The following is a 21,924-nucleotide window of genomic DNA, read 5'->3' on the forward strand; positions in this document are numbered from 1 at the left end:
ATAGGTTGTATTGTGTGCCGCACGAAAACGAAAAAGACCGCCAAGACAGCGTGGCGGTCTGCACAGCAAAATGTGTGCAATAAAAATTCCTACGCTGGCATTATCCAGATCAGGTTGACGGTCGGCGACTCCTTCGCCCTCTCAGCCCGGTTTGCCGAGCTCCCGTTGATCGATTGAATTGTAGGTTCAGCATAGCACTGAAACTAGTTAAAAACAATGACACATTGGATGCGAAACGGTCATTGCTTTTTTGCCAGCTTGTCGCCTATGATGAGTCTAAGGGATCCCTGTTACGAGATGGAGCAAGTGTAAAATTTCATAGGTAAAGAAAAGGTGTTCACCAATGACGCGGCTGGTTTAGCATGGTTTGTCTGTCAACGGGTGAACGTAAAAGTGATGGTTCAACTTTTCTTGAACCTCCTTTAAAAGGGGAAACCGGTTAAAGTCCGGTGCGGTCCCGCCACTGTAATGGTGAGCCTCGATCATCGATCTCTGAGTGTGCTCGGGATGATGGTCGCTGTGCTGTGAACCTGAGCCAGATGACCTGCCTTTTTCTAAAAACGCCCGCGAACAGTTTGCAGGTGAAGGTGTCCCTTCACCATTTGCATGCTTTTGCAAACCTACGGTTGATAGGTTGGGTGTTTGTGAGCGGGTTTTCTCGCGTACAAGCACGCTATGCCAATCATAGGGTGCTTGTTTTTATGTGCACGGCAAAGGGAGAGTAAAGCGAATGGAGCGACCGCGCATCGTTATCGCGGGTACGAACAGCGGGGCAGGAAAAACAACGGTAACACTGGGTTTGCTTTCTGCTTTCATGAAGCGTCAAATGGTGGTTCAAGGTTTCAAGGTGGGGCCTGATTATATTGATCCGAGCTATCACACAGCGCTGACAAAGCGGCCTTCGCGCAATCTCGATCCATGGATGATGGGGCAAGATGCGATGCGTGAAGTGTTTATGCGTGGAAGTAAAGATGCGGATCTCTCTGTGATCGAAGGTGTCATGGGGATGTATGACGGCAAGGATCCACTGGAGAATACGGGAAGTACGGCCGATGTGAGCGTCCTCTTAAAAGCGCCCGTGATCCTTGTCGTCCATGTCTCAAGCATGGCGCGCAGCGCGGCTGCAGTGGTTCTTGGCTTTCAGAAGCTCGATCCAAGTGTTCATCTCGCAGGCGTGATCGTCAATCACGTAGGAAGCAAAGGACACTATGAACTGGTGAAAGCGGCGATTGAACAGGTATGCGCGGTGCCGGTGGTTGGCTATCTCACAAAACAGGAATCCTTGCAGGTTCCCGAGCGTCACTTGGGCCTCATCCCGGCTCTTGAGCGCGGCGAGTTGAATGGACTATTTGACGCACTGGCAGACGCTGTTGAAAAGACAGTCGATATTGAGCGCATCTTGCAGATTGCGCAGGCTGCGCCACCGCTCGCTGCGGTTGAGCCAATTCTGTTTCGCGGAGAAAAGCGCGCGGCCGCGACGGTGATTGCCGTCGCACGCGATCGCGCCTTTAACTTCTATTATCCTGAGAATCTCGAGCTGCTTTCTTGGTATGGCGCAACGCTTCTTGAGTTTCGCCCGCTTGAGGGAGAACCGATCCCGGAGACGGCGTGCGGTGTATACATCGGCGGCGGCTTTCCTGAGGAGTACGCGCACGAACTGAGCCAAAAGGACGCTGTGCGCGAGAGCTTTCAGCGCGCAGTTCAGTGCGGCATGCCACTTTTTGCAGAGTGTGGCGGTTTTATGTACCTGGCGGATCAATTGATCGACCGCGCTTCAGAACCGCACGCCATGGCAGGGATTCTGCACATGGAGATCGCCATGCAATCGCGTCTCGCCGCGCTTGGCTACCGCGAGGTGACCGCATGCAGGGACACGCTGCTGCTAGAGTGCGGTGAGCACGCGCGGGGACACGAGTTTCACTATTCGACCGCTGTGCGAAAAAGCGAGGAGTCCTGGCCATTTGCCTACGAGGCCACAGGGCTTCGCGGTACACAGCGCGATGGATATGCCCATGGCAATCTGCTTGCTGGGTACACCCACCTCCATTTCGCGTCAAATCCGCAAATGGTTGAACGTTTCATCGCGCGGTGCGCAGCGTGGAAACGTGATGCAGTCACTGAAAAGGAGCAGACGCTTTGATTTGAACTGGCGGTGCGCAAAAAATCTTTGCCGATGGCTGCACGGGGGTGAATCGAGTTTTGGCAAAGAGTTTGATGGTGGTGGGGACGTCGTCCAATGTCGGGAAAAGTGTGTTGTGCACGGCGCTCTGCCGCATCCTCGCACAGGATGGTCATCGCGTGGCACCATTTAAATCGCAGAATATGTCGCTTAATTCGGCCGTGACGCCATCGGGGCGTGAAATCGGTCGCGCCCAAGCGGTACAGGCTGCCGCGTGTGGAATTTTACCCAGTGAACATATGAATCCGGTTCTTTTAAAGCCGATGAGTCACACGTTATCCCAAGTGATCCTTCAGGGGCGAGTCTATGAGACGAAATCGGCGCGTGCGTACTTTGCAGAGAGAACCGGAGAAATCTGGAATGCGGTTGTCGAGAGCTTTCGCGAACTGGAACGTCGCTACGATGTGCTGGTGATTGAAGGGGCCGGCAGTCCTGTCGAGATGAATCTCAAAGCGCGCGACATCGCCAATATGCGCACAGCAGAACTCGCTGACGCGGCGGTGCTTCTTGTGGCGGACATTGATCGCGGGGGAATTTTTGCATCCGTTGTCGGCACGATGCACCTGTTGACAGAGCAGGAGCGGTCCCGGGTCAAAGGAATTGTCGTCAACAAGTTTCGCGGCGACCCCTCACTTTTTGAAGATGGCGTACGCATGCTTGAGGCCTATACTGGCGTGCCAGTCCTTGGCGTTCTTCCTTATCTGCGCGAGATTGGCATAGAAGAAGAAGATTCGGTTGCGCTTGAGGAGGGGCGCTATCGGCTGCCGCAGTTGCCGCAGGATGCGAGGGAGTGCGTGAAGGTGGCCATCCTGGAGCTTCCGCACCTTTCTAATTTTACGGATTTTGACCCGCTGTTTCTCGAGCCTGGTGTGCACGCCTATTTTTGTCGGCAACCGGCGGATGTGGCAGACGCCCACGTCGTGATTCTCCCCGGCTCAAAAAATACGGTCGATGATCTGTTGTGGCTGCGCGCCAACGGCTTTGAAGGAGTGATTCGCCAAAGGCGCGCCGCCGGTGCATTTATCGTCGGAATTTGTGGCGGCTATCAGATGTTAGGTGAGGAGATTCGCGACCCGGAGGGCCAGGAATCAAAGATCGGGCGAGTCGTCGGGCTCTGCGAACTCCCCATTGTGACGACGCTTGCACGGGAGAAAACGACCGTGCTCACGCGCGGGCAGGCTGCAGGCATGTTTGCAACGATTCCGCTTTCTGGCTATGAGATTCACATGGGGCAGACGGTATCAGTCAAGGCGCACCAACCTTTCGCGCGGGTTCGGACAGGCGCGGATGGTGTGTGGCGGGACGATGGGGCGTTTAGCGCGGACAGTTCGGTGATGGGGACGTATCTGCACGGCATTTTTGACAATGATGCGTTTAGGCGTGCGTGGCTTTCTGCGGTGCGACTGCGCTTTGAATTGCGAGCGCCTGAAGATTCTTTTGTAGCGATGACGGATCATCGATCCAAGGCGATCGATCGACTCGCAGCGACGGTGCGTGAGCATCTTGATATGCAGTCGCTTTACCAACTATTGCTCAGAGAGGAAGACGAGTGATGAAAATTTACACGCGCGGTGGAGATCGCGGAAAGACTGCACTGATCGGAGGTGCGCGGCGGTTTAAAGATGACGCGCGCGTGGAGGCGTATGGCGCAGTCGATGAGGCGGGATCGTTTCTCGGGCTCGCCGCCAGTTGGCTGGAGCAAGAGGGGCAACGCGATCTCATCGATTTACTCATACAGATTCAACAAACCCTCTGGGATGTCGGTGCGGATCTTGCTGCACCTTCTTCCGAAAAGTACACCTTTCGAACGTCGGAAGATGCGGCGGAGCGAATTGAGCCGTTGATCGATCAATACAAGGAAGAGGCAGATGCTGTGAAGCGCTTTATTCTGCGCGGTGGAACGGTTAGCGCATCTGCGCTGCAGGTTGCCTGCACGGTCGTGCGAAGAGCCGAACGCCGTACCGTGAGTCTGATGCAGCAGGAAGAGATTCATCAACCCGCGCTGCGCTATCTCAATCGGCTGTCGGATCTCCTGTTTGTGCTGGCACGTGCGGTAAATGCGCGCGCAGAGAAAAAAGAGGTGGAGTATATCCATAGCACAGAGGTGTTTCGTGACTAGGGGATGCTGGAAAAACTGACAGATTGATTTTTGGGGGAACGTGTGCCGTGAATCTGCCGCTGTTTGCGACACTCAGTCTGCTGCTTGACCGCATGGTCGGTGATCCGCGGTTTCTAATTCACCCCGTCGTGCTGATGGGAAGGGTTATCCGCTTCATGGAGCGGCGCATGAACCATTGGCAGACGGAACATGACCGAATTCTTCGCATCAAAGGCATGATTCTTGCGGTCACGGTAACTGGCCTCGCATATGTCACGACGTACTTGATCTGCAAAATGGCTTGGACATTTTCGCCGCTGGTGGGTGATTTTGTAAATCTTTGGTTGATCTCAACGACAATCGCGTGGAAAGGACTGAATCGCGCGGGCGGCGAGGTGTACGATGCGCTTACGGCGCAAGGCCTTGAAGCGGGAAGAAAAGCGGTCAGCATGATTGTCGGTCGTGACGCTGCGCAAATGAGCGAGCCGGAAGTGGTCAGGGCGACGGTTGAGACGCTTGCTGAAAATGTAGTGGATGCCATCGTTTCTCCAGTGTTTTTTGCGGCGCTAGGTGGGGCACCGCTCGCGCTTGCCTATCGGGCGGTAAACACCCTTGATTCGATGGTGGGATACAAGAATGAACGTTATCGGGCGTTTGGCTTTGCATCCGCGCGACTTGATGATGTTCTGAATTATCTTCCCGCTCGCGTGACGGTTGTCTTGCTTTACGGTGCGCTGCTAGGCAAACGGTATACAGCCAACCGCGCCTGGCGTGTGATGCGAAGGGATGCGCGCTGTCATCCAAGTCCGAATAGCGGTTATCCTGAATCCATGGTGGCAGGAGGGCTTTCGATTCAATTAGGAGGGCTAAATTATTATGGCGGTATACCTTCGCAGCGAGCCTTTATGGGCGATCCAATCCGCCCGCTCACACCAGAGCGAATTCGCGAGACGATGCGCATTGTCGAGGGGACCGGGTGGATACTGTTTAGCCTCTCAGGGGTGATCGCGCTTTTGGTGACGGTGTTGGCAGACAAGTTTTGATGGGAGGATATGTGAGATGCATGGCGGGAGGGTCTATGAGTATGTGGAGCAGCGCGGTGGCGCGGTGGATGAAATTGTGGATTTTAGTGCAAATCTGCATCCGCTGGGGCCGCCGCTGTCTGTCCTTTGTGCGCTTCAAAAGGCGCTTCCCCTCGTGCGCCACTATCCTGATGCGCGTCATCTGCGCGTAAAAGAGGTGTTGGCTAAACGCTACGGCGTTTGGCCTGAGAATCTGGTGTGTGGCAACGGTGCATCGGAGGTCTTGGCGTTATTGCTTCACACGTTGGCGCCTAAGCGCACATGGGTTATGGAACCAGCGTTTCATGAGTACGAGGCAATCGCGCGCAGGGCAGGGGCGCAGATTGAACATGTGTCGATGATGTCAGGTATACGATTTGAGCTCCCTCTTCAAAAAATTGCGGAATCGGCGCACGCGGGGGATTGTGTCATTTTGAATACGCCGCACAATCCATCGGGGATGCATGTTCGAAAAGCGGATGTGTCGGACATGGTGCACCGTTTAGTGAGCCGCAATGTGGATGTGCTGATTGATGAGTCGTTTCTCGATTTTTTGGAGGATGAATCCTCGGAGAGTTGGATGCTCGAATCGACGGCGAATACTCATCTTCACACGATTCGCTCTGCCACAAAAGTGTTTGCGATCCCTGGGTTGCGTTTTGGTTTTGCCGTTTTACACGCTGATGTTGCGTGTAAAATTGAGGGTGATCGCGATGGCTGGAGTGTCAATGCGCTTGCGCAAGAGGCAGCCATCGCCGCGTATCAAGATCAGGAATGGATGCCCAAAACGATACAATGGCTTGTGCAGCAAAAGGCTTTTATTCGCTCCAGTTGGGGACTTGATCCGCGCATTCACGTGTACCCTTTTGCTGTAAACTTCTTTCTTGTCAAGTTTGCGAATCCTGCGGTGTGTCGATTTGTTCAAAATGAGCTACAGAAAAATGGGTTTTTCGTGAGAAATTGTGATTCGTTTCAAGCACTTTACGCGTCGCACATTCGCATTGCCATTCGCACAGAAGAAGAAAACCGCGCGCTTTGGGGTGCGTATCTAAAAGCGATGGACGCATACTATTCAGAGTCTTCACTTTTGCAGAAATGATGAGACGAATTGTCGCGTGCGATTTTTGCGGGAGACCATGAAAAATAGACGCCAACATTCCCGGCGCGATCGATGATCACACGTTCTAATACATGGTGCAGCGCGATACGCAGTGTGCTGTCGTCAAGTAGCCAATGCGTTGAGAAAATGGGCAGTACACACTCAGATTCTGCCGTTTGTAATGTCGCGTTTGTTTGTACAGCATTTCTAGCGAGCAGCCGATTTAGTTCTTTTTGTAAAAACGCTTCTTGCTCAGTCAACTTCTGCTGACTCTCTTCGATGAGAGCGATGGGAAAGAGCCTCCGGCGAAATGCTTCCAAATTGCGTTTTTGTTCTTCTCGATTTTCAGTGATTTGTATTTTCAGGGTTTGTATGCTTTGTTCGCTAGGATCAGGAGCAGAATGGATGAGATCTTTACAATCTTGTTGAAACTGCACCCACCCAGAGGCTGTTTCACATTGCCGGTTCAAAACATCAAAAATCAATTTGAGAAGCGCGCCATAGTTTGTACTGCTGTGGTTGTCGCACGCCGCTTTATTAATCCGCTTCACTTTTGAACACACGATGTACTTGTAGCTATCAAATCCCCGCTTTTTGTGACCTGTCACAATCATGCTTCCGCCACATGAGGCGCATGTCAGAAATCCGGCGAGGAGATTGACGTTTTGTCGGATGCTCTTATTGCGTGTCTTAAGCGTCATGAGATGTTGTACAAGCTGAAATTTTTCTTCAGGAATAATAGGCGGGTGTGCGTGAGGGATGACGATCCAATCCTCCTCGCTGCGGAGTTGAAGACGTTTGATGGGATGGTCAACTCTGCGAGACTTTGCGATGTCACTTTTTGCAGTGTGTTTGTGCGCAACAAGTGTACCCACGTACACCTCGTGACGGAGAATGGCGTTTACGGTTGACGCTTGCCATGCTGTGTCCTTTTGGTATTGATGCCTGAGCGCCGTGGGAATCTGCTGTTTATTAAGCGTGTTGGCAATCTCTTTCGTCCCTCTTCCAGACAGGTACATGTCAAAAATTTCGCGCACGACTGGCGCTGTTTGTGGGTCAGGGATCAACTTTTTCTCATCGTCTTTTAAGTAACCATAGGGAGTGATGTTGCCAATGTGGCGCCCGCGCCGGGCGGATTGGCGCAGGCCACGCTGGATGGCTTTTGACATTTCCTGGCTTTTGTAGGCGGCCAGCATCGCATGCACGGTAAAGACCATTTCGGAGTTGCGTCCCACGATGGCAGAGTCATAGCCTTCTTCAATGCTGATCAAGCGAATGCCGTAGACTTGTTCGAGCCGTTTTTTCATGTTGAATGCGTCACTCAAATCACGGCTGAATCGTGAGATTGCAGTAAATAGAATCGCTTCAAATCGTCCGGCGCGCGCATCCGCCAGCATACGTTGCACCTCTTTGCGACTGGACATTTCTGTCCCTGTCATGCCTGCATCGTTATAAATCAGTGACGAATCCGTTTGCAGTTGAATGTGTTCTGCGTGTTCCTGGCAAGTGGCAATCTGGTTTGCCGGGGAGTCCTTTTGACTTTCAGAGTCTGTTGATACGCGTACATAGATGGCTGCCCGTTGCCTCATGTGTCATCAATCCAGTGGTGTATTTGAACAACCTGCAGTTATTGTCGAGACGGTTTTGCGATTTCGCTTGACATCATCCAAGACCAGTGCGTACATGCATAATGCCAGTTCTTCAAATGAAGGGCCTTGATTTCGGAGATAAAAAGTGATGGTTCTATCATTGTTCAATCTGTTTTGCTTCCATTTCACGCCTTCGTCGATAGGAAAAGGATTTCGCTTCATCGTCGTCACGCTCCAGTCCTTTTAACTGTATGCGGAGGCGGCATGTCAACTTGTTATGCGATTTACCTCATTGACCAACTCACTAATGTCATGAAAAAGCTAAATGTAAAAGGCCGATCGCAGGCTGTTGTTGAACTTGTCAGGTTGGGCGAAATTCAGATTTAGTGACATCCCCCCGTGTTTCTTTCACAGGGGGGACCTTTTTGGTATACTGAGTTAAAATGTCTGTCGTGTCTTTGGATGGATACTGCGCGGAGGTTTCATGGTCAGGGCATACGGGTTATTTATTTTGGCGGGACTCGCTGAAATCGGAGGAGGATATCTTGTCTGGCAATGGTTGAGAAATGGAAAACCGCTTTGGGTCGGCGTCATTGGCGGTGCCATTCTTTTTCTCTACGGAGTTCTTGCCACACGCCAAGAGTTTGCATCCTTTGGGAAAGTATATGCTGCGTATGGTGGAGTTTTTATCATTCTATCGCTGTTATTCGGCTGGGGGGTGGATCACCGCCGTCCAGACATTCAAGAGTGGATTGGCGCGGCGATCTGTCTCATAGGTGTCTCTGTTATGCTCTTGCGCAAATAATGTACAAAGAATTGGCTTGCTTTTATTGAGATCTAGTAAACGAGAAAGAGGGGGAAGTCCCCCTCTTTCTCTATGGATCATATTCAGAATTGGCTTGACGTGCCGTAGACAGAGCCTGTGACCGAGGTGGAAGTGCCGACATTCAACTGCGAGATCACAGTCTGCAGGCGGCGCTCAAATTGTTGGAAATCACGTTTTGTGTGCGCAGCCTGACTGTCCAGCTTTCTTGTTGCTTTCTGCAGTTGGTGCAGCGTTTCCTTGGAGACGTTCGTCACTGTAGAATCGTTTGCGATGAGATTTGTCAGTTGAGATGCGTCTCTTCTGAATTTCTGGAGATCTTTCGCCTCTTCATGGGTGATCTCGCGGAGAATCTCTGAGAGATGGCGCTCTAATGCTGACGGCTTGTTGGTTTTTTCTGATTGATGGTCGTGGGAAAGCGTCTCTTTCATTCGCTCTATCGTTTTCTGCATCGCGGCAAGCTCATCTTTAACTTGTCGCAGCGATGTGGCGCTTTTTAAACTTGCTATCTCATGATCTAAGGTGGTTGTGTCTATTTGTGCTGGTTGTGGCAGGGAAGATAGACCGGATAAGGTTGTATTTGCTTTGGCGGTCGCCGCCAAGGAAATCGCTGTTTTGGCTTGAGCGATGAGACCGTCGAGCGTTTGACGAGAAGTGTCAACCGTTGATTGGTCTGCTGTCAAAGAGGTTTGTGCAGAGGCGAGTGCCTGCACATCACTCACTGTGTGGTGAGAATCAGCGAATGCCGGCATGGTGGTGGTGAGCAAGAGTGCAGACGTCGTCAAAAAAATCAGTCGTTTCATCGGAATTCCTCCTGGCTCCTATTTGTGCCCATCGGGGGAGAGCGATGGCAACTGGCTGGCATAAGGCGAGAAAATACACCTGGTAGCCCCTTTAGCTTTGCGTCACGCATTTTCACGCGTTTTGCCCTAGCAGAACTATACCATAGTTTTACAGCTTGTCCAGCCCTCTCGTGTCGAAACGTGTAAAAATCATGTGAAAACAATGGTTTTGTTATTGTGCACGAGAACACGATCTTCCGCATGCCATTTCACGGCGCGCGCCAGCACATTCTTTTCGATGAGCCGACCCATTTTTTTGAGCGACGCAACATCATCACTGTGTTTGACCCGCGTGATATCCTGCTCAATGATTGGGCCCGCGTCGAGTTCATCGGTAACATAATGCGCTGTCGCACCAATGATTTTCACCCCTCGTTCATAGGCGCGCTCGTAAGGGCGTGCCCCGATGAATGCGGGCAAAAAAGAGTGATGTATGTTGATGATTTTGTTGGGATAGCGAGCGATCATCTGACGGGAGAGGATCTGCATGTAGCGTGCGAGAACGATCAGATCGACGCGTGATTCAAGCAGGCGGTGTTGCGCGTTTTCGGCGTCAATTTTCGTGTCCTTTGTGATGGGTATATAATGAAAGGGAATGGAAAATTCCTGAGCTGTCTTTTCATAGAGATCGTGATTGCTGATGATCATGGCAATATCGACGGGAAGCATGTTTGTTCGTTGCTGCCAAAGCAGTTCCATAAGACAGTGGTCTTCTCGCGAGACAAAAATGGCGATGCGCAACCGGTGATTCGGGTCGGTCAGGCGATAGGTCATTTTTGTGGATGCCTGTAGCCCTCTTAGATGGCGATTGAGTTCGGTCAGTGCATGCAAGCCGTGGTGATCGAACGCGATGCGCATAAAAAACATACCATCCGTCGGGTCTGTGCTAAACTGCGCCGATTCCGTGATGTTTGCGCCAACTTGATAGAGCGCAGAAGAAATGTTGGCGACAATTCCCGGCTGATCCTTGCAACTGACGAGGAGTCGAGCTTGTGCATTATACTCCAGCATGATAAATTAACATTCCTTTTTACATCAGTTTACCACAAGCAGTACCCGTCACTCCCTGGATGACCGTGGATGCGTTGACGTATTTTATATCACGTGTGTACAATAACCTCAGCAAATAGACGAAGGACGGTTGCTGGTGACCTTTCAAGACGAAAGCAATGTTTTTGAGATCGAGCGCTTATTGCGAGCGATCGCAGGAACGGTTCGCAAAAAGGGACGATCGATTCTTATCAATTTTGACATCACGATTCCCCAGTTTGACGCATTGGTCTATGCGTTTGAATGTGGAAATGTTACCATTGGCGATCTGAGTGCCAAACTCGGTCTTGCCTACTCTACGACGACTGATCTTGTGGATCGCTTGGCGCTTCGAGGGTATGTGATGCGAGTGCGCGATGATGAAGACAAGCGTGTTGTACGGGTTCGAGTGCAAGATGAGGGAGAACGATTGATCGATGAAGTGCTACGCGCCCGGCGCGCGTATTTATCGGGTGTCCTTGAGAAGCTGTCAGACACCGAGCAACTTCATTTAAAGTCAGTCCTCCAATTATTAGAGCGTCACCTCATTTGACGGCGCCTTTGCAGGGGCCGTTTTTTGTGTGAACATACGATGAGGCATGATGATGAGGTGAAAAAATGCGCAATCAACCGATCGGTGTCATGGATTCAGGTGTGGGCGGAATGACTGTGGTTGCGGAACTTTTCCGGCAGTTACCACGCGAATCCGTTCTCTTTTATGGGGACTCTGCGCGCTGTCCCTACGGCAATCGACCGGCAGGCGAAATTCGCACATTCACGTTTGAGGCGTTGGATTACCTCGCTGCGCAGGGTGTCAAGATGTTGGTGATCGCATGCAACACCGCTACGGCGATTTGCTTGGGCGAGGCGCGCGAGCGATACGCAATCCCGGTGATTGGCGTCATATCGCCAGGTGCCCGGGCTGCGATTGCCGCGACGACATCGCATCGGATTGGGGTAATCGGAACGTGTGCCACGATCGCCTCTGACCGTTACGCACAAGCGCTACAAAAGATTCATCCAAACCTGTTTGTGGCGAGTCACGCCTGCCCGCGATTTGTCGACTTGGTGGAGTCAGGGCGTTTTGACGACCCGACGATTCTCGGTGAGATCGAGGAAGAGTTATTGCCGATTCAATCGCGCGGGATCGATACATTGATCTTGGGCTGCACACACTATCCACTGCTGACATATGCGATCTCATCTGTGATGGGGGAAAACGTAACGCTTATAAATTCGGCTGAAGAGACGGCGCGCGATGTCAGCCACTGGCTGTCCGAAGAGAATTTGATGAGAGAAGACGAGTTGCCTCCCACACATGTGTTTTTGACATCAGGAGAGGTTGAACCTTTCAGGGAGATTGCGCTCCGCTGGCTGGGATGGTCCCCACCCATTGCGCAGGTGCGTGTATGGGAGCAGAAATCGTTTGATTTGTCGCGTGAGAAGTGACGCGGCGTGAGTCGTCGCTTGAGTTTATGTCTTGGGGGTTTAATGATGCGAATCGATGGGCGTCGCGCGGATGAATTGAGACCGATTGCGATTACAAAGCACTTTATTAAACATGCAGAGGGTTCCGTGTTGATGGAAACAGGGGATACCAAGGTCATTTGCACTGTCTCCGTGGAGGATAAGGTTCCTCCGTTTTTGCGCGGGCAGGGCCAGGGGTGGATCACGGCGGAGTATGCGATGATTCCGCGTGCGACGGATACGCGCACACAGCGCGAGGCGCAAAAGGGCAGGCTTTCAGGCCGCACGATGGAGATTCAGCGCTTGATTGGCCGTTCACTGCGGGCGGTCATCGATCTAAAGGACCTCGGAGAACGCACGCTTTGGATTGACTGTGATGTGATTCAAGCGGACGGTGGGACGCGTACAGCCGCGATCACCGGGTCATTTGTCGCAGTCGTCGAGGCGCTGGCCACACTGAAAAAGCGTGGGGCAATCAAAAAGTTCCCAGTTAAAGATTATTTGGCGGCAACCAGTGTCGGTATTGTTGAGGGCAATGTGGCGCTTGATTTGTGTTATGCGGAAGATTCGAAGGCGGAAGTCGACTGCAACGTCGTAATGACAGGGCGCGGTGAGCTCGTCGAGTTACAGGGTACGGGGGAATCAGCCGTATTTTCGCGTGCACAACTCTCTGAGATGCTCGATACCGCAGAGCGTGGGATTGCAAGCCTTGTCTTACAGCAAAAAGCGGTCTTTGGTGAGTGGAACGGGTGGATCACGGCGGCGGGTGCGTTACAATGATGCGCGAAAAAATTTTGCTCGCCACAACCAATGAAGGGAAGCACGCAGAATTCGCCGAGCTATTGTCGTGCTGCTTTGCGCGCGTTGACGCCTTGCCACACGGGTTTGTGATGCCGGAGGAAACTGGTGCGACATTTTTGGATAACGCCCGCATCAAAGCATGTGCGGTTGCGCGTGAGACTGGACGCCTGACACTTGCAGACGACTCGGGGTTAGTCATTGACGCGCTCGGCGGTGAACCTGGTGTGCGGTCAGCGCGTTATGCAGGCGATGGGGCAACGGATGAAGCCAACCGATTGCTCGTTTTGGAACGCATGAAATCGGTTTTGCAAAAGGAGCGAACGGCTCGCTTTGTGTGCGCGCTTGTGCTCGTTGACCCGCATGGACAGATGATTGAGGCAGAGGGCGAATGCAGCGGTTTCATCCTTGATCATCCGAAGGGGGAGCGCGGCTTTGGCTATGACTCACTCTTTTGGTTTCCAGCGTGGGAAATGACGTTCGCTGAGGTTTCGCGTGAAAAAAAGGCAAGTGTAAGTCATCGCGCTCGCGCATTGCAATCGCTTATCAAAAAGATGGAGCATATGCAGAATGAGAGATAGGCTGTTCTATTTGCCAAAGCGGTGTATCACACCGTATAATAGATCGGTATATGCAGTCTGAGAAGCGAATGGCTTTGAAATGCTGAGCGCCACGCGAATTTACATAAAGAAGGCGCGGAATCCACGCTTTAGATAGGGTATGGAGGTTTATGGAAATGGCAAAGTGGGAAAAAACGGATGTGAATGTCGGTGTTCTCGAGATTGAGGTCGATGAGTCGCGCGTTGCAGAGGCGCTTGAACGCGCGTTCAAAAAAGTTGTGCGTGACGTAAACGTCCCTGGCTTTCGCAAAGGTAAAGTGCCTCGCAAAATTTTTGAACGCCGTTTTGGCGTAGAGAGTCTCTATCAGGAGGCACTTGATCTTCTTCTTCCTGAAGCCTACTCGGAGGCGGTGCTCGAACAAGAGCTCGATCCAGTGGATCGTCCACAGATTGACATCACACAAATGGAAGCGGGAAAACCGCTGTTGTTTAAAGCGACCGTGACAGTGCGCCCCGAAGTTACACTCGGTGAATACAAGGGCATTTCATACGAAGAGAAATCAACCGAGGTTACAGAAGAAGAAATCGCTGAAGAGCTGGCGAAGATTCAAAAATCGCATGCGGAGCTGCGCAATATCGAAGAGGGCCAAATTGAAGATGGCGACAGCGTCACGATTGATTTTCGCGGGACGGTTGACGGGGAAGTGTTTGAAGGTGGAGAAGCCGAAAACTATCAGTTGGAGATCGGATCGAAAACGTTTGTCCCGGGATTTGAGGATCAACTGATCGGGCTTGCGCTCGGAGAGGAGCGCGATATCGAAATCACGTTCCCTGAAGAGTATCACGTGAAAACGTTGGCCGGACAAAAGGCGATTTTTCATGTGAAACTTCACGAGATCAAGCGTCGTGTCTTGCCGGATCTCGATGATGAGTTTGCAAAAGATGTCAGTGAGTTCGAGACGTTTGAGGAGTACAAAAAATCAGTTGTTGAGAATTTGGAGCACCAGCGCGCGCATGAACGCGAACATGAGATTGAGAATGAGATCATCGAAAAAGTGGTGGCGGGTGCCACGCTGGAAATTCCCCATGTCATGATCGAACAAGAGATTGACGCGCAGTTGAATGAGTTTGGACAACGTCTCGCCCAGCAAGGCATTCCGCTTGACGCTTATAAAGAATTTACGGGTGCGACAACGGAAGAGTTGCGATCCCAGTTCATGGAAGATGCGAAACGCCGCGTAAAAACATCCCTCGTGATCGAGGCGGTTGCCAAAGCGGAGGGAATCGAAGTTTCGGATGAGGCGGTCGATCTTGAACTGCAAAAGCTGGCTGACACATCAGGACTTCCTTTTGAGCGTGTCAAGGAAATTTTTCTTGCGCGCGACCCGGGATTTATCAATTTGCGCGCCGATCTGCAGATGAGAAATGCGATCCGCTTTCTCGTTGAACATGGCGTCAAGGCGTAAAATTGTGTAGAATAAAGAAGATGCCAGAGGGTGAAGCTTTAGCACAGCCCTCTTTTCACACTATCCACTGGTCGGGAAATTGGAGGTCATATGATGAACCTTGTGCCTATGGTCATTGAACAGACCAACCGCGGCGAGCGTGCGTATGATATTTATTCGAGACTCTTGAAGGATCGGATTATTTTTATCGGCACGCCGATTGACGACTTTGTCGCGAACTCTGTCGTTGCGCAGTTGCTCTTTCTGGCCTCTGAAGATTCCGACAAGGATATCAGTATCTACATTAACAGTCCAGGCGGTTCTGTCACGGCGGGGATGGCGATCTTTGACACCATGCAATACATTAAACCGGATGTGTCGACCATTTGTGTCGGACTTGCGGCGAGCATGGGATCGCTTCTTTTGACGGCAGGCGCCAAAGGGAAACGGTTTGCGCTTCCAAACAGTGAAATCATGATTCACCAACCGCTCGGTGGTGTGCGTGGTCAGGCGTCAGACATAAAAATCCACGCCGAGTGGATTCTTAAAACAAGAAACAAATTGAACCTTATCTACGCTGAACGAACAGGACAACCTCTGTCGCAGATTGAGCTTGATACCGATCGCGATAATTGGATGAGTGCAGAAGAAGCTAAAGCGTACGGGCTCATCGATGAGGTGGTCTTGCGTCCGAACGCAAGATAGGGGGGAAAGGCGTGTTTAAATTTAACGACGACAAGGGTCAACTCAAATGCTCGTTCTGTGGAAAAACGCAAGATCAGGTGCGCAAGCTTGTTGCTGGACCTGGTGTGTATATCTGTGATGAATGCATCGAGTTGTGCAATGAGATCGTCGAAGAAGAACTGGGCGACGAAGAAGAGTTTGAACTAAAAGACGTTCCCAAGCCGATTGAGATTAAGGCGATTCTTGACTCGTATGTGATTGGTCAAGAGCGCGCCAAAAAATCACTGGCTGTGGCCGTTTACAACCACTACAAGCGGATCAATACAGGGACAAAAAACGATGATGTGGAATTGTCCAAGAGCAACATTCTTCTGATTGGTCCGACTGGATCTGGCAAAACGCTTCTCGCACAGACACTTGCGCGAATTTTAAACGTTCCTTTTGCGATCGCCGATGCCACATCGCTTACAGAGGCTGGTTACGTGGGTGAAGACGTCGAGAACATTCTCTTGAAGTTGATTCAAGCGGCTGACTACGACGTTGAAAAAGCCGAACGAGGTATCATCTACATCGATGAGATCGACAAAATTGCGCGAAAGAGCGAAAATCCGTCGATTACACGTGATGTCTCCGGTGAAGGCGTGCAACAGGCCCTTCTCAAGATCCTTGAAGGCACTGTTGCAAGCGTACCTCCGCAAGGTGGCCGCAAACACCCGCACCAAGAGTTTATTCAAATTGACACAAGCAATGTGTTGTTTATCTGCGGAGGCGCGTTTGACGGCATGGATGCGTTGATCAAGCGCAGATTGGGCAAAAAAGTGATCGGCTTTGGCACGTCTGAAGAGTCGCGCCAGGCGGTGGCTGATCAGGCGATTCTGTCCAAGGTGTTGCCTGAAGACCTCCTGAAGTTTGGCTTGATCCCGGAATTTGTGGGTCGCTTGCCTGTCATTACGACGCTTGAGGCACTCGATGAGGCAGCCCTCAAGCAAATCTTGACAGAACCCAAAAATGCGCTTGTCAAACAGTACCAGCGATTGCTTGATATGGATTCCGTTGAGCTTGAATTTTCGGACGAAGCGCTCTCTGAAATCGCGATTGAGGCGATCAAAAGAAACACGGGGGCGCGGGGTTTGCGAGCGATCATCGAAGGTATCATGCTAGATGTAATGTACGATTTGCCTACGCGTACGGATGTGAAAAAATGCATAGTTACGCGTGATACCGTCGTGCATCGCGAGGAACCGGTTCTCGTTCTTGATTCGGGGCCAGTCACTGACAAAAGTAAAAAAAAGAAAAAGGAAGAGACTGCGTAAACTAACTCTTTCATGTTGTATCAATCGTCCGCCTTTTGGCGGACTTTTTTGTTTATTCCGCTCTCCCGCTGGCAAGAATGAAGATGGACAGGGTGTGCCGTTGGCACCATATTTTACCTGTCGAGGCGAGGAGGAAACGGATGAATGCAACGATGATGATACTTGCGATTGTGCAGGTGCTGTTTGCGGGGATTGTGGGGATGTACTTTTTTAATCAGTTGCGGGTGCAACAAAGTCATCGTGTCACGATAGATCGAGACTCAACGAGAGAGCTTGAGAAGCTTCGCAAGATGCGGGCGATTGCACTCACGGAACCATTGTCTGAGCGCGCACGGCCGCACTCTTTTCAAGATTTGGTAGGGCAGGCGGATGGTATTCGCGCATTGCGAGCCGCACTTTGCGGTCCCAATCCGCAGCATGTTCTGATTTATGGGCCGCCCGGTGTCGGGAAGACGGCTGCGGCGCGTGTTGTTTTAGAAGAAGCGAAGCGCACGCCTGGCTCTCCGTTTGCTATGGATGCCGTTTTTTTTGAAATTGATGCGACGACAGCCAGATTTGATGAGCGCGGCATTGCAGATCCTTTGATTGGCTCTGTTCACGACCCGATTTATCAAGGTGCCGGAGCGATGGGGATTGCTGGTATTCCGCAACCAAAATCAGGTGCGGTTTCAAAGGCGCACGGTGGGGTGTTGTTTATTGATGAGATTGGTGAACTCCACCCGATACAGATGAACAAGTTGCTAAAAGTTCTTGAGGATCGTCGTGTGAATTTTGAGAGCGTCTACTATAGTCCGGACGATCAAAACATCCCGCTTCACATTCATGATATGTTTCAAAATGGACTGCCCGCAGATTTTCGTCTGGTTGGCGCGACTACGCGCAGTCCACAGGAAATCCCTCCGGCGATTCGCTCGCGATGTCTGGAGGTCTTCTTTCAACCGCTCACGAAAGATGAGGTGCACATCATCGTAAAGCGCGGCGCAGATAAGATTCCGCTGCGCATCGAAGACGAGGCTGTCGATGTCGTGACACGTCACGCGACGAACGGACGAGAAGCGATTAACATGGTGCAACTCGCGGCGGGCGCCGTATTGACAGAAAAAAGATCAGAAATCACGGTGGAGGATATTGAGTGGGTTGTCCACTCGAGTCAACTGCCTCCACGTCCAGAACGCAGGATCCCGAGCGAACCACAAGTTGGTTTGGTGAACGGATTGGCTGTATTTGGTCCGACATCAGGTGTTTTATTGGAAGTTGAAGCCACGGCGGCAAACGCCGCACATAAAGGTCGTGGTACGCTCTCAGTGACGGGCGTCGTTGACGAGGAGGAACTTGGCGGCGGTGGACGTGTGATGCGCCGGCAAAGCATGGCTCGCTCCTCCATCGACAATGTGCGGACAGCACTTCGGAAGATTTTGCCCGTGTCACTCGCCGACTACGATGTGCATGTCAATTTTCCCGGTGGCGTACCCATCGACGGTCCGTCGGCTGGCGTCACAATGGCGGTGGCCATTTACAGTGCGATCACGGGAATTCCTGTTGACAATACGGTCGCGATGACAGGAGAGGTTACCCTGCACGGCGCGGTTCGCCCGGTTGGAGGTGTGATCGCAAAAGTCGAGGCGGCAAGGCAGAGTGGTGTCAAAAAGGTTTTGATCCCGCGCGAGAATGATCAGGCTCGCCTGCACACTGAAGATATTGAAGTGATTCCTGTGGATACAGTGGCAGACGCACTTATTCACGCGCTGTATCAATCGGGCACATCCGGTCTTCGCGCAACAACTGGCAGCGCTCGCGCATCGTTTCCCGCGGGAGGCGCGTCAGCCCACTTGTGATTTGAAATACATTGCAAAATTGTCGGGATGGACAGGCCGCAAAGGCTGTCCATCCCTCTTTGCATAGGCGTCGTTAGACTTTCGAAGAATCATTCGTTACAATGCTCTTTGACACTGACCTAGGAGTGAGCCTGATGGCGAGTGCAGACGACACGGACGAACGCATCGTTCCCCTGCTTCCATTGCGAGGACTCTTGGTGTTTCCCGCCATGGTATTGCACCTTGACGTGGGACGAGAGCGATCCGTACGGGCGCTTGATCGCGCAATGGTTGAGGATCACATCCTTTTGTTGGCAACGCAGAAGGATTCCCAAGAAGATGAGCCGGACGCAGATGGCATCTTTAGCATAGGTACGCTGGCGCGCATCAAGCAAATGATCAAACTTCCTAACGGTACGATTCGCGTACTTGTAGAAGGGATTAAACGCGCTGAAATTCTTTCTTTTGAGAATACGGATGACTTGTTTCGCGTGCAGGTGCGCGAGATGGAAGAAGAGACGGTTCGAACACCTGAGATTGATGCGCTTGTTCGTGCGCTGTCGCAGCAGTTTGAACAGTACTTGAAGATATCGAAAAAACATTCTCCAGAAATTCACGCAGCTGTCTCTGATCTTGAAGATCCAGGGAGAATGGCGGATGCGATCGCCGCGAACTTGTCTTTAAAAATTCGCGACAAACAGACGATCCTTGAGGCGACGGATGTCAAGACGCGCATTGAATTGCTCCTTCAAATTTTGTCGGATGAGCGGGAAATTCTCGAACTGGAAAAAAAGATTGGTCAACGCGTGCGCAAACAGATGGAGCGTACACAAAAAGAGTATTATTTGCGCGAACAGATGAAGGCGATTCAAAAAGAGCTTGGTGAAAAGGAGGGGCGCACAGGCGAAGTAGAAGAACTGCGCGATCAGTTAGCAATGCTACAACTGCCGGAAGCGGTGCTTGAGCGCGTAGAAAAGGAACTGGACCGCCTGGAGCGCATTCCACCTTCTTCGGCAGAAGGATCTGTCGTGCGGACGTATGTGGACTGGCTCATGGGAATTCCTTGGACAAATGAAACTCCGTCGGACATCGATCTTTCGCACGCGCAAAAGGTGTTGGATGAGGATCATTACGGACTTGAGAAGGTTAAAGAGCGCATTATTGAATACCTTGCTGTCAAAACACTTGTCGAGGTGCATCGCGGCCCCATTCTCTGCCTCGTTGGACCGCCGGGTGTCGGGAAAACCTCGCTCGCAAAGTCTGTTGCGCGCGCACTCGGACGCAAATTTGTGCGCATCTCACTGGGCGGCGTTCGCGACGAGGCAGAGATTCGTGGACATCGTCGTACATACATAGGCGCGCTTCCCGGGCGTTTGATTCAGGGCATGAAAACGGCGAGTGTCAAAAATCCGGTATTTTTACTTGATGAGATCGACAAAATGGCGAGCGATTTTCGGGGGGATCCCGCTTCTGCGATGCTTGAGGTACTCGATCCCGAGCAAAACAGCACGTTTAGCGATCACTACATAGAGTTGCCTTACGATCTGTCAAACGTCATGTTCATCACGACCGCCAATGGCGTGCACGGGATTCCGCAGCCGCTTCTTGATCGCATGGAAACGATTTATGTGTCAGGCTATACGGAGGTAGAGAAACTTCGCATCGCGATGGACTATCTGTTGCCAAAGCAGCGCAAAGCGCATGGTCTCACAAAGGAGCGGCTCGCAGTCAGTGAAGAAACGATGCTGAAATTGATTCGCGAGTACACGCGAGAAGCGGGCGTTCGGAATCTTGAGCGGCAGATCGCAGCGCTTTGCCGCAAGGCGGCAAAAATTATCGTATCAGGCGAAAAAAAACGGGTCGTCGTCTCGCTCAAGACACTGCCAACCTATCTTGGACCTGCGCGATTCCGCTACGGAATGGCTGAGGCAGAGGACCAGGTTGGTGTCGCGACAGGTTTAGCGTGGACTGAGGCTGGTGGTGACACGCTCGCCATCGAGGTGTCTGTGGTTTTAGGTAAAGGGAAGCTCACAATCACAGGGCAGTTGGGGGACGTGATGAAAGAGTCAGCCCAGGCAGCACTTTCTTATGTGCGTTCGCGTGCGCGCGAGCTCTCCATACCTGATGATTTTATTGAAAATCACGATATCCATATCCACGTTCCAGAAGGCGCAATTCCTAAGGATGGCCCATCTGCGGGGATTACGCTGGCAACGGCGCTTGCTTCTGCGCTTACTGGAAGGGCGATTCGCCGGGATGTCGCCATGACGGGCGAGATTACACTTCGCGGGCGCGTTTTACCCATCGGCGGAGTGAAGGAGAAATGTTTGAGCGCCCATCGCGCCGGGATAAAGACGGTGCTATTGCCGCGTGACAATGCAAAAGATATGGAGGATATTCCGGAGACGGTTCGTCAACACCTCCATCTTGTGTTCGTAGAGCATATGGATCAAGTGCTTGAAAACGCGCTGCGGGATCAGATAAAAACATGATCATCAAATCAGCAGAATTTCTCACATCAGCCGTAACCAAAGATCAGTTTCCAGATGCAGACCGCCCGGAAATGGCGATGGTCGGACGTTCAAATGTCGGGAAGTCATCCCTCATCAACCGCATGCTAAACCGCCGCAGGCTCGCGCGTACCTCAGCGACGCCTGGCAAGACGCAGACGCTCAATTTCTATGACATCAACCAGACCTTTCGTCTGGTTGATCTTCCGGGCTACGGGTATGCCAATGTGAGAAAATCATTGCGCAGTGAGTTTGGCCCTATGATTGAAGGATACCTCACAGATCGGGAGACGCTCGTCTGGGTCATTCAATTGATAGACATAAGGCATCCGCCAAGCGCGCTTGATCGGGAAGTCTCCGCCTATTTACAGTCCATCTTTTATGAACGTCACGTGATTGCAACAACGAAGGCTGATAAAATAGCGCGCGGCGCGTATGCCCGACAGCTTCAGCTCATTCGAAAGGACCTGCACTTGGAAGCGACGCATCCGATCTTTCTCACGTCAGCCGATTCGGGGTATGGCATAGAGGCATTGTGGGAGCATGTAGAAGGGCGTCTGGTCAAAGCGGAGTGTGACACTGAGGATTTTTTATAATCAAACGCACAGTGACA

The 21,924-nt window shown here is 51.7% G+C and carries 20 protein-coding genes, 1 pseudogene and 3 riboswitches; of the genes and pseudogenes, 17 read left to right on the forward strand and 4 right to left on the reverse strand.

Annotation, left to right across the window (positions count from 1 at the left end; all coding sequences use genetic code 11):
• Positions 1–69: 69 nt before the first annotated feature.
• A riboswitch (TPP riboswitch) is annotated at positions 70–176 on the reverse strand.
• Positions 177–374: 198 nt separating this feature from the next.
• Positions 375–566: riboswitch (cobalamin riboswitch) on the forward strand.
• 164 nt (positions 567–730) lie between these two features.
• Genes ATW55_RS03265 through ATW55_RS03285 form a run of 5 tightly spaced genes read left to right on the forward strand, consistent with a single transcriptional unit; the run spans position 731 to position 6,437 of the window.
• Entirely contained in the window at positions 731–2,140 is a 1,410-nt protein-coding gene (locus tag ATW55_RS03265) for a cobyrinate a,c-diamide synthase (protein ID WP_067712301.1), read from the forward strand.
• Positions 2,141–2,199: 59 nt separating this feature from the next.
• A complete protein-coding gene (locus tag ATW55_RS03270; RefSeq protein WP_153004996.1) occupies positions 2,200–3,732 on the forward strand; it encodes a cobyric acid synthase in 1,533 nt (510 codons plus the stop codon).
• A complete protein-coding gene (locus tag ATW55_RS03275; RefSeq protein ID WP_067712309.1) occupies positions 3,732–4,298 on the forward strand; it encodes a cob(I)yrinic acid a,c-diamide adenosyltransferase in 567 nt (188 codons plus the stop codon). Before ATW55_RS03270 ends, ATW55_RS03275 begins: the two co-directional genes overlap by 1 nt.
• A gap of 47 nt (positions 4,299–4,345) precedes the next feature.
• Complete coding sequence (gene cbiB, locus ATW55_RS03280; RefSeq protein ID WP_235586977.1) at positions 4,346–5,320, forward strand: adenosylcobinamide-phosphate synthase CbiB; 975 nt, start codon at positions 4,346–4,348, stop codon at positions 5,318–5,320.
• A gap of 16 nt (positions 5,321–5,336) precedes the next feature.
• The gene (locus ATW55_RS03285; protein WP_067712312.1) at positions 5,337–6,437 is read left to right on the forward strand and encodes a pyridoxal phosphate-dependent aminotransferase; all 1,101 of its coding nucleotides are present in this window, start codon (positions 5,337–5,339) and stop codon (positions 6,435–6,437) included.
• Here ATW55_RS03285 and ATW55_RS03290 read toward each other — a convergent pair.
• Positions 6,407–8,026, reverse strand: coding sequence for a recombinase family protein (locus ATW55_RS03290; protein WP_067712315.1), 1,620 nt, complete (start codon positions 8,024–8,026; stop codon positions 6,407–6,409). The genes ATW55_RS03285 and ATW55_RS03290 overlap by 31 nt on opposite strands.
• A 6-nt stretch (positions 8,027–8,032) precedes the next feature.
• Complete coding sequence (locus tag ATW55_RS03295) at positions 8,033–8,257, reverse strand: hypothetical protein (protein WP_153004997.1); 225 nt, start codon at positions 8,255–8,257, stop codon at positions 8,033–8,035.
• A 63-nt stretch (positions 8,258–8,320) separates the two neighbouring features.
• Between ATW55_RS03295 and ATW55_RS16685 the strand changes: the two are divergent.
• Both ATW55_RS16685 and ATW55_RS03300 read left to right on the forward strand, forming a co-directional pair.
• Positions 8,321–8,413 (forward strand): annotated as a pseudogene (locus tag ATW55_RS16685) (helix-turn-helix domain-containing protein); the annotation flags it as partial.
• Positions 8,414–8,510: 97 nt separating this feature from the next.
• On the forward strand, positions 8,511–8,831 hold the full coding sequence (locus ATW55_RS03300; RefSeq protein WP_067712321.1) for a YnfA family protein: 321 nt from the start codon (positions 8,511–8,513) through the stop codon (positions 8,829–8,831).
• Between the two features lie 83 nt (positions 8,832–8,914).
• Here the strand turns inward: ATW55_RS03300 and ATW55_RS03305 are convergent, their stop codons facing one another.
• Together ATW55_RS03305 and purU are read right to left on the reverse strand one after the other, a co-directional pair.
• Positions 8,915–9,652, reverse strand: a complete 738-nt coding sequence (locus ATW55_RS03305; protein WP_067712329.1) for a hypothetical protein — start codon at positions 9,650–9,652, stop codon at positions 8,915–8,917.
• Between the two features lie 43 nt (positions 9,653–9,695).
• Positions 9,696–9,788, reverse strand: a riboswitch (cyclic di-GMP riboswitch).
• A gap of 53 nt (positions 9,789–9,841) precedes the next feature.
• Positions 9,842–10,702, reverse strand: coding sequence for a formyltetrahydrofolate deformylase (purU, locus tag ATW55_RS03310; protein WP_067712331.1), 861 nt, complete (start codon positions 10,700–10,702; stop codon positions 9,842–9,844).
• Between the two features lie 136 nt (positions 10,703–10,838).
• Between purU and ATW55_RS03315 the strand changes: the two genes are divergently transcribed.
• The 10 genes from ATW55_RS03315 to yihA all read left to right on the forward strand — a co-directional run bounded on the left by ATW55_RS03315 (position 10,839) and on the right by yihA (position 21,907).
• Positions 10,839–11,273, forward strand: coding sequence for a MarR family winged helix-turn-helix transcriptional regulator (locus ATW55_RS03315; protein WP_067712333.1), 435 nt, complete (start codon positions 10,839–10,841; stop codon positions 11,271–11,273).
• A gap of 65 nt (positions 11,274–11,338) precedes the next feature.
• Positions 11,339–12,169 carry a glutamate racemase gene (gene racE / locus ATW55_RS03320; protein ID WP_067712335.1) on the forward strand — a complete coding sequence of 277 codons (831 nt, stop codon included), beginning with the start codon at positions 11,339–11,341 and terminating at the stop codon, positions 12,167–12,169.
• Between the two features lie 45 nt (positions 12,170–12,214).
• Entirely contained in the window at positions 12,215–12,967 is a 753-nt protein-coding gene (gene rph / locus ATW55_RS03325; RefSeq protein ID WP_067712342.1) for a ribonuclease PH, read from the forward strand.
• Positions 12,964–13,566, forward strand: coding sequence for an RdgB/HAM1 family non-canonical purine NTP pyrophosphatase (rdgB, locus tag ATW55_RS03330; protein WP_235586978.1), 603 nt, complete (start codon positions 12,964–12,966; stop codon positions 13,564–13,566). The genes rph and rdgB overlap by 4 nt, the downstream gene beginning before the upstream one ends.
• 155 nt (positions 13,567–13,721) lie before the next feature.
• Positions 13,722–15,011: a trigger factor gene (gene tig, locus ATW55_RS03335; protein ID WP_067712345.1), complete on the forward strand. Its 1,290-nt coding sequence runs from the start codon at positions 13,722–13,724 to the stop codon at positions 15,009–15,011.
• A 93-nt stretch (positions 15,012–15,104) separates the two neighbouring features.
• Positions 15,105–15,695, forward strand: a complete 591-nt coding sequence (gene clpP, locus ATW55_RS03340; protein ID WP_067565820.1) for an ATP-dependent Clp endopeptidase proteolytic subunit ClpP — start codon at positions 15,105–15,107, stop codon at positions 15,693–15,695.
• A gap of 11 nt (positions 15,696–15,706) precedes the next feature.
• A complete protein-coding gene (gene clpX, locus ATW55_RS03345) occupies positions 15,707–16,987 on the forward strand; it encodes an ATP-dependent protease ATP-binding subunit ClpX (protein WP_067712352.1) in 1,281 nt (426 codons plus the stop codon).
• Between the two features lie 140 nt (positions 16,988–17,127).
• Positions 17,128–18,822: an ATP-dependent protease LonB gene (lonB, locus tag ATW55_RS03350; protein ID WP_067712355.1), complete on the forward strand. Its 1,695-nt coding sequence runs from the start codon at positions 17,128–17,130 to the stop codon at positions 18,820–18,822.
• A gap of 134 nt (positions 18,823–18,956) precedes the next feature.
• The gene (gene lon, locus ATW55_RS03355; RefSeq protein ID WP_067712357.1) at positions 18,957–21,293 is read left to right on the forward strand and encodes an endopeptidase La; all 2,337 of its coding nucleotides are present in this window, start codon (positions 18,957–18,959) and stop codon (positions 21,291–21,293) included.
• Complete coding sequence (yihA, locus tag ATW55_RS03360; RefSeq protein WP_067712367.1) at positions 21,290–21,907, forward strand: ribosome biogenesis GTP-binding protein YihA/YsxC; 618 nt, start codon at positions 21,290–21,292, stop codon at positions 21,905–21,907. Before lon ends, yihA begins: the two co-directional genes overlap by 4 nt.
• Positions 21,908–21,924 lie beyond the last annotated feature (17 nt).

This window comes from Ferroacidibacillus organovorans (assembly GCF_001516615.1).
Taxonomy (GTDB): domain Bacteria; phylum Bacillota; class Bacilli; order Alicyclobacillales; family SLC66; genus Ferroacidibacillus; species Ferroacidibacillus ferrooxidans_B.

Coding starts and splice junctions, on each gene's coding strand:
- ATW55_RS03305 (WP_067712329.1), bottom strand. CDS start 9,652: ATGAAACGACTGATTTTTTTGACGACGTCTGCACTCTTGCTCACCACC.
- yihA (WP_067712367.1), top strand. CDS start 21,290: ATGATCATCAAATCAGCAGAATTTCTCACATCAGCCGTAACCAAAGAT.
- purU (WP_067712331.1), bottom strand. CDS start 10,702: ATGCTGGAGTATAATGCACAAGCTCGACTCCTCGTCAGTTGCAAGGAT.
- clpP (WP_067565820.1), top strand. CDS start 15,105: ATGAACCTTGTGCCTATGGTCATTGAACAGACCAACCGCGGCGAGCGT.
- ATW55_RS03285 (WP_067712312.1), top strand. CDS start 5,337: ATGCATGGCGGGAGGGTCTATGAGTATGTGGAGCAGCGCGGTGGCGCG.
- ATW55_RS03275 (WP_067712309.1), top strand. CDS start 3,732: ATGAAAATTTACACGCGCGGTGGAGATCGCGGAAAGACTGCACTGATC.
- racE (WP_067712335.1), top strand. CDS start 11,339: ATGCGCAATCAACCGATCGGTGTCATGGATTCAGGTGTGGGCGGAATG.
- rph (WP_067712342.1), top strand. CDS start 12,215: ATGCGAATCGATGGGCGTCGCGCGGATGAATTGAGACCGATTGCGATT.
- rdgB (WP_235586978.1), top strand. CDS start 12,964: ATGATGCGCGAAAAAATTTTGCTCGCCACAACCAATGAAGGGAAGCAC.
- ATW55_RS03290 (WP_067712315.1), bottom strand. CDS start 8,026: ATGAGGCAACGGGCAGCCATCTATGTACGCGTATCAACAGACTCTGAA.
- ATW55_RS03265 (WP_067712301.1), top strand. CDS start 731: ATGGAGCGACCGCGCATCGTTATCGCGGGTACGAACAGCGGGGCAGGA.
- lonB (WP_067712355.1), top strand. CDS start 17,128: ATGAATGCAACGATGATGATACTTGCGATTGTGCAGGTGCTGTTTGCG.
- tig (WP_067712345.1), top strand. CDS start 13,722: ATGGCAAAGTGGGAAAAAACGGATGTGAATGTCGGTGTTCTCGAGATT.
- ATW55_RS03300 (WP_067712321.1), top strand. CDS start 8,511: ATGGTCAGGGCATACGGGTTATTTATTTTGGCGGGACTCGCTGAAATC.
- lon (WP_067712357.1), top strand. CDS start 18,957: ATGGCGAGTGCAGACGACACGGACGAACGCATCGTTCCCCTGCTTCCA.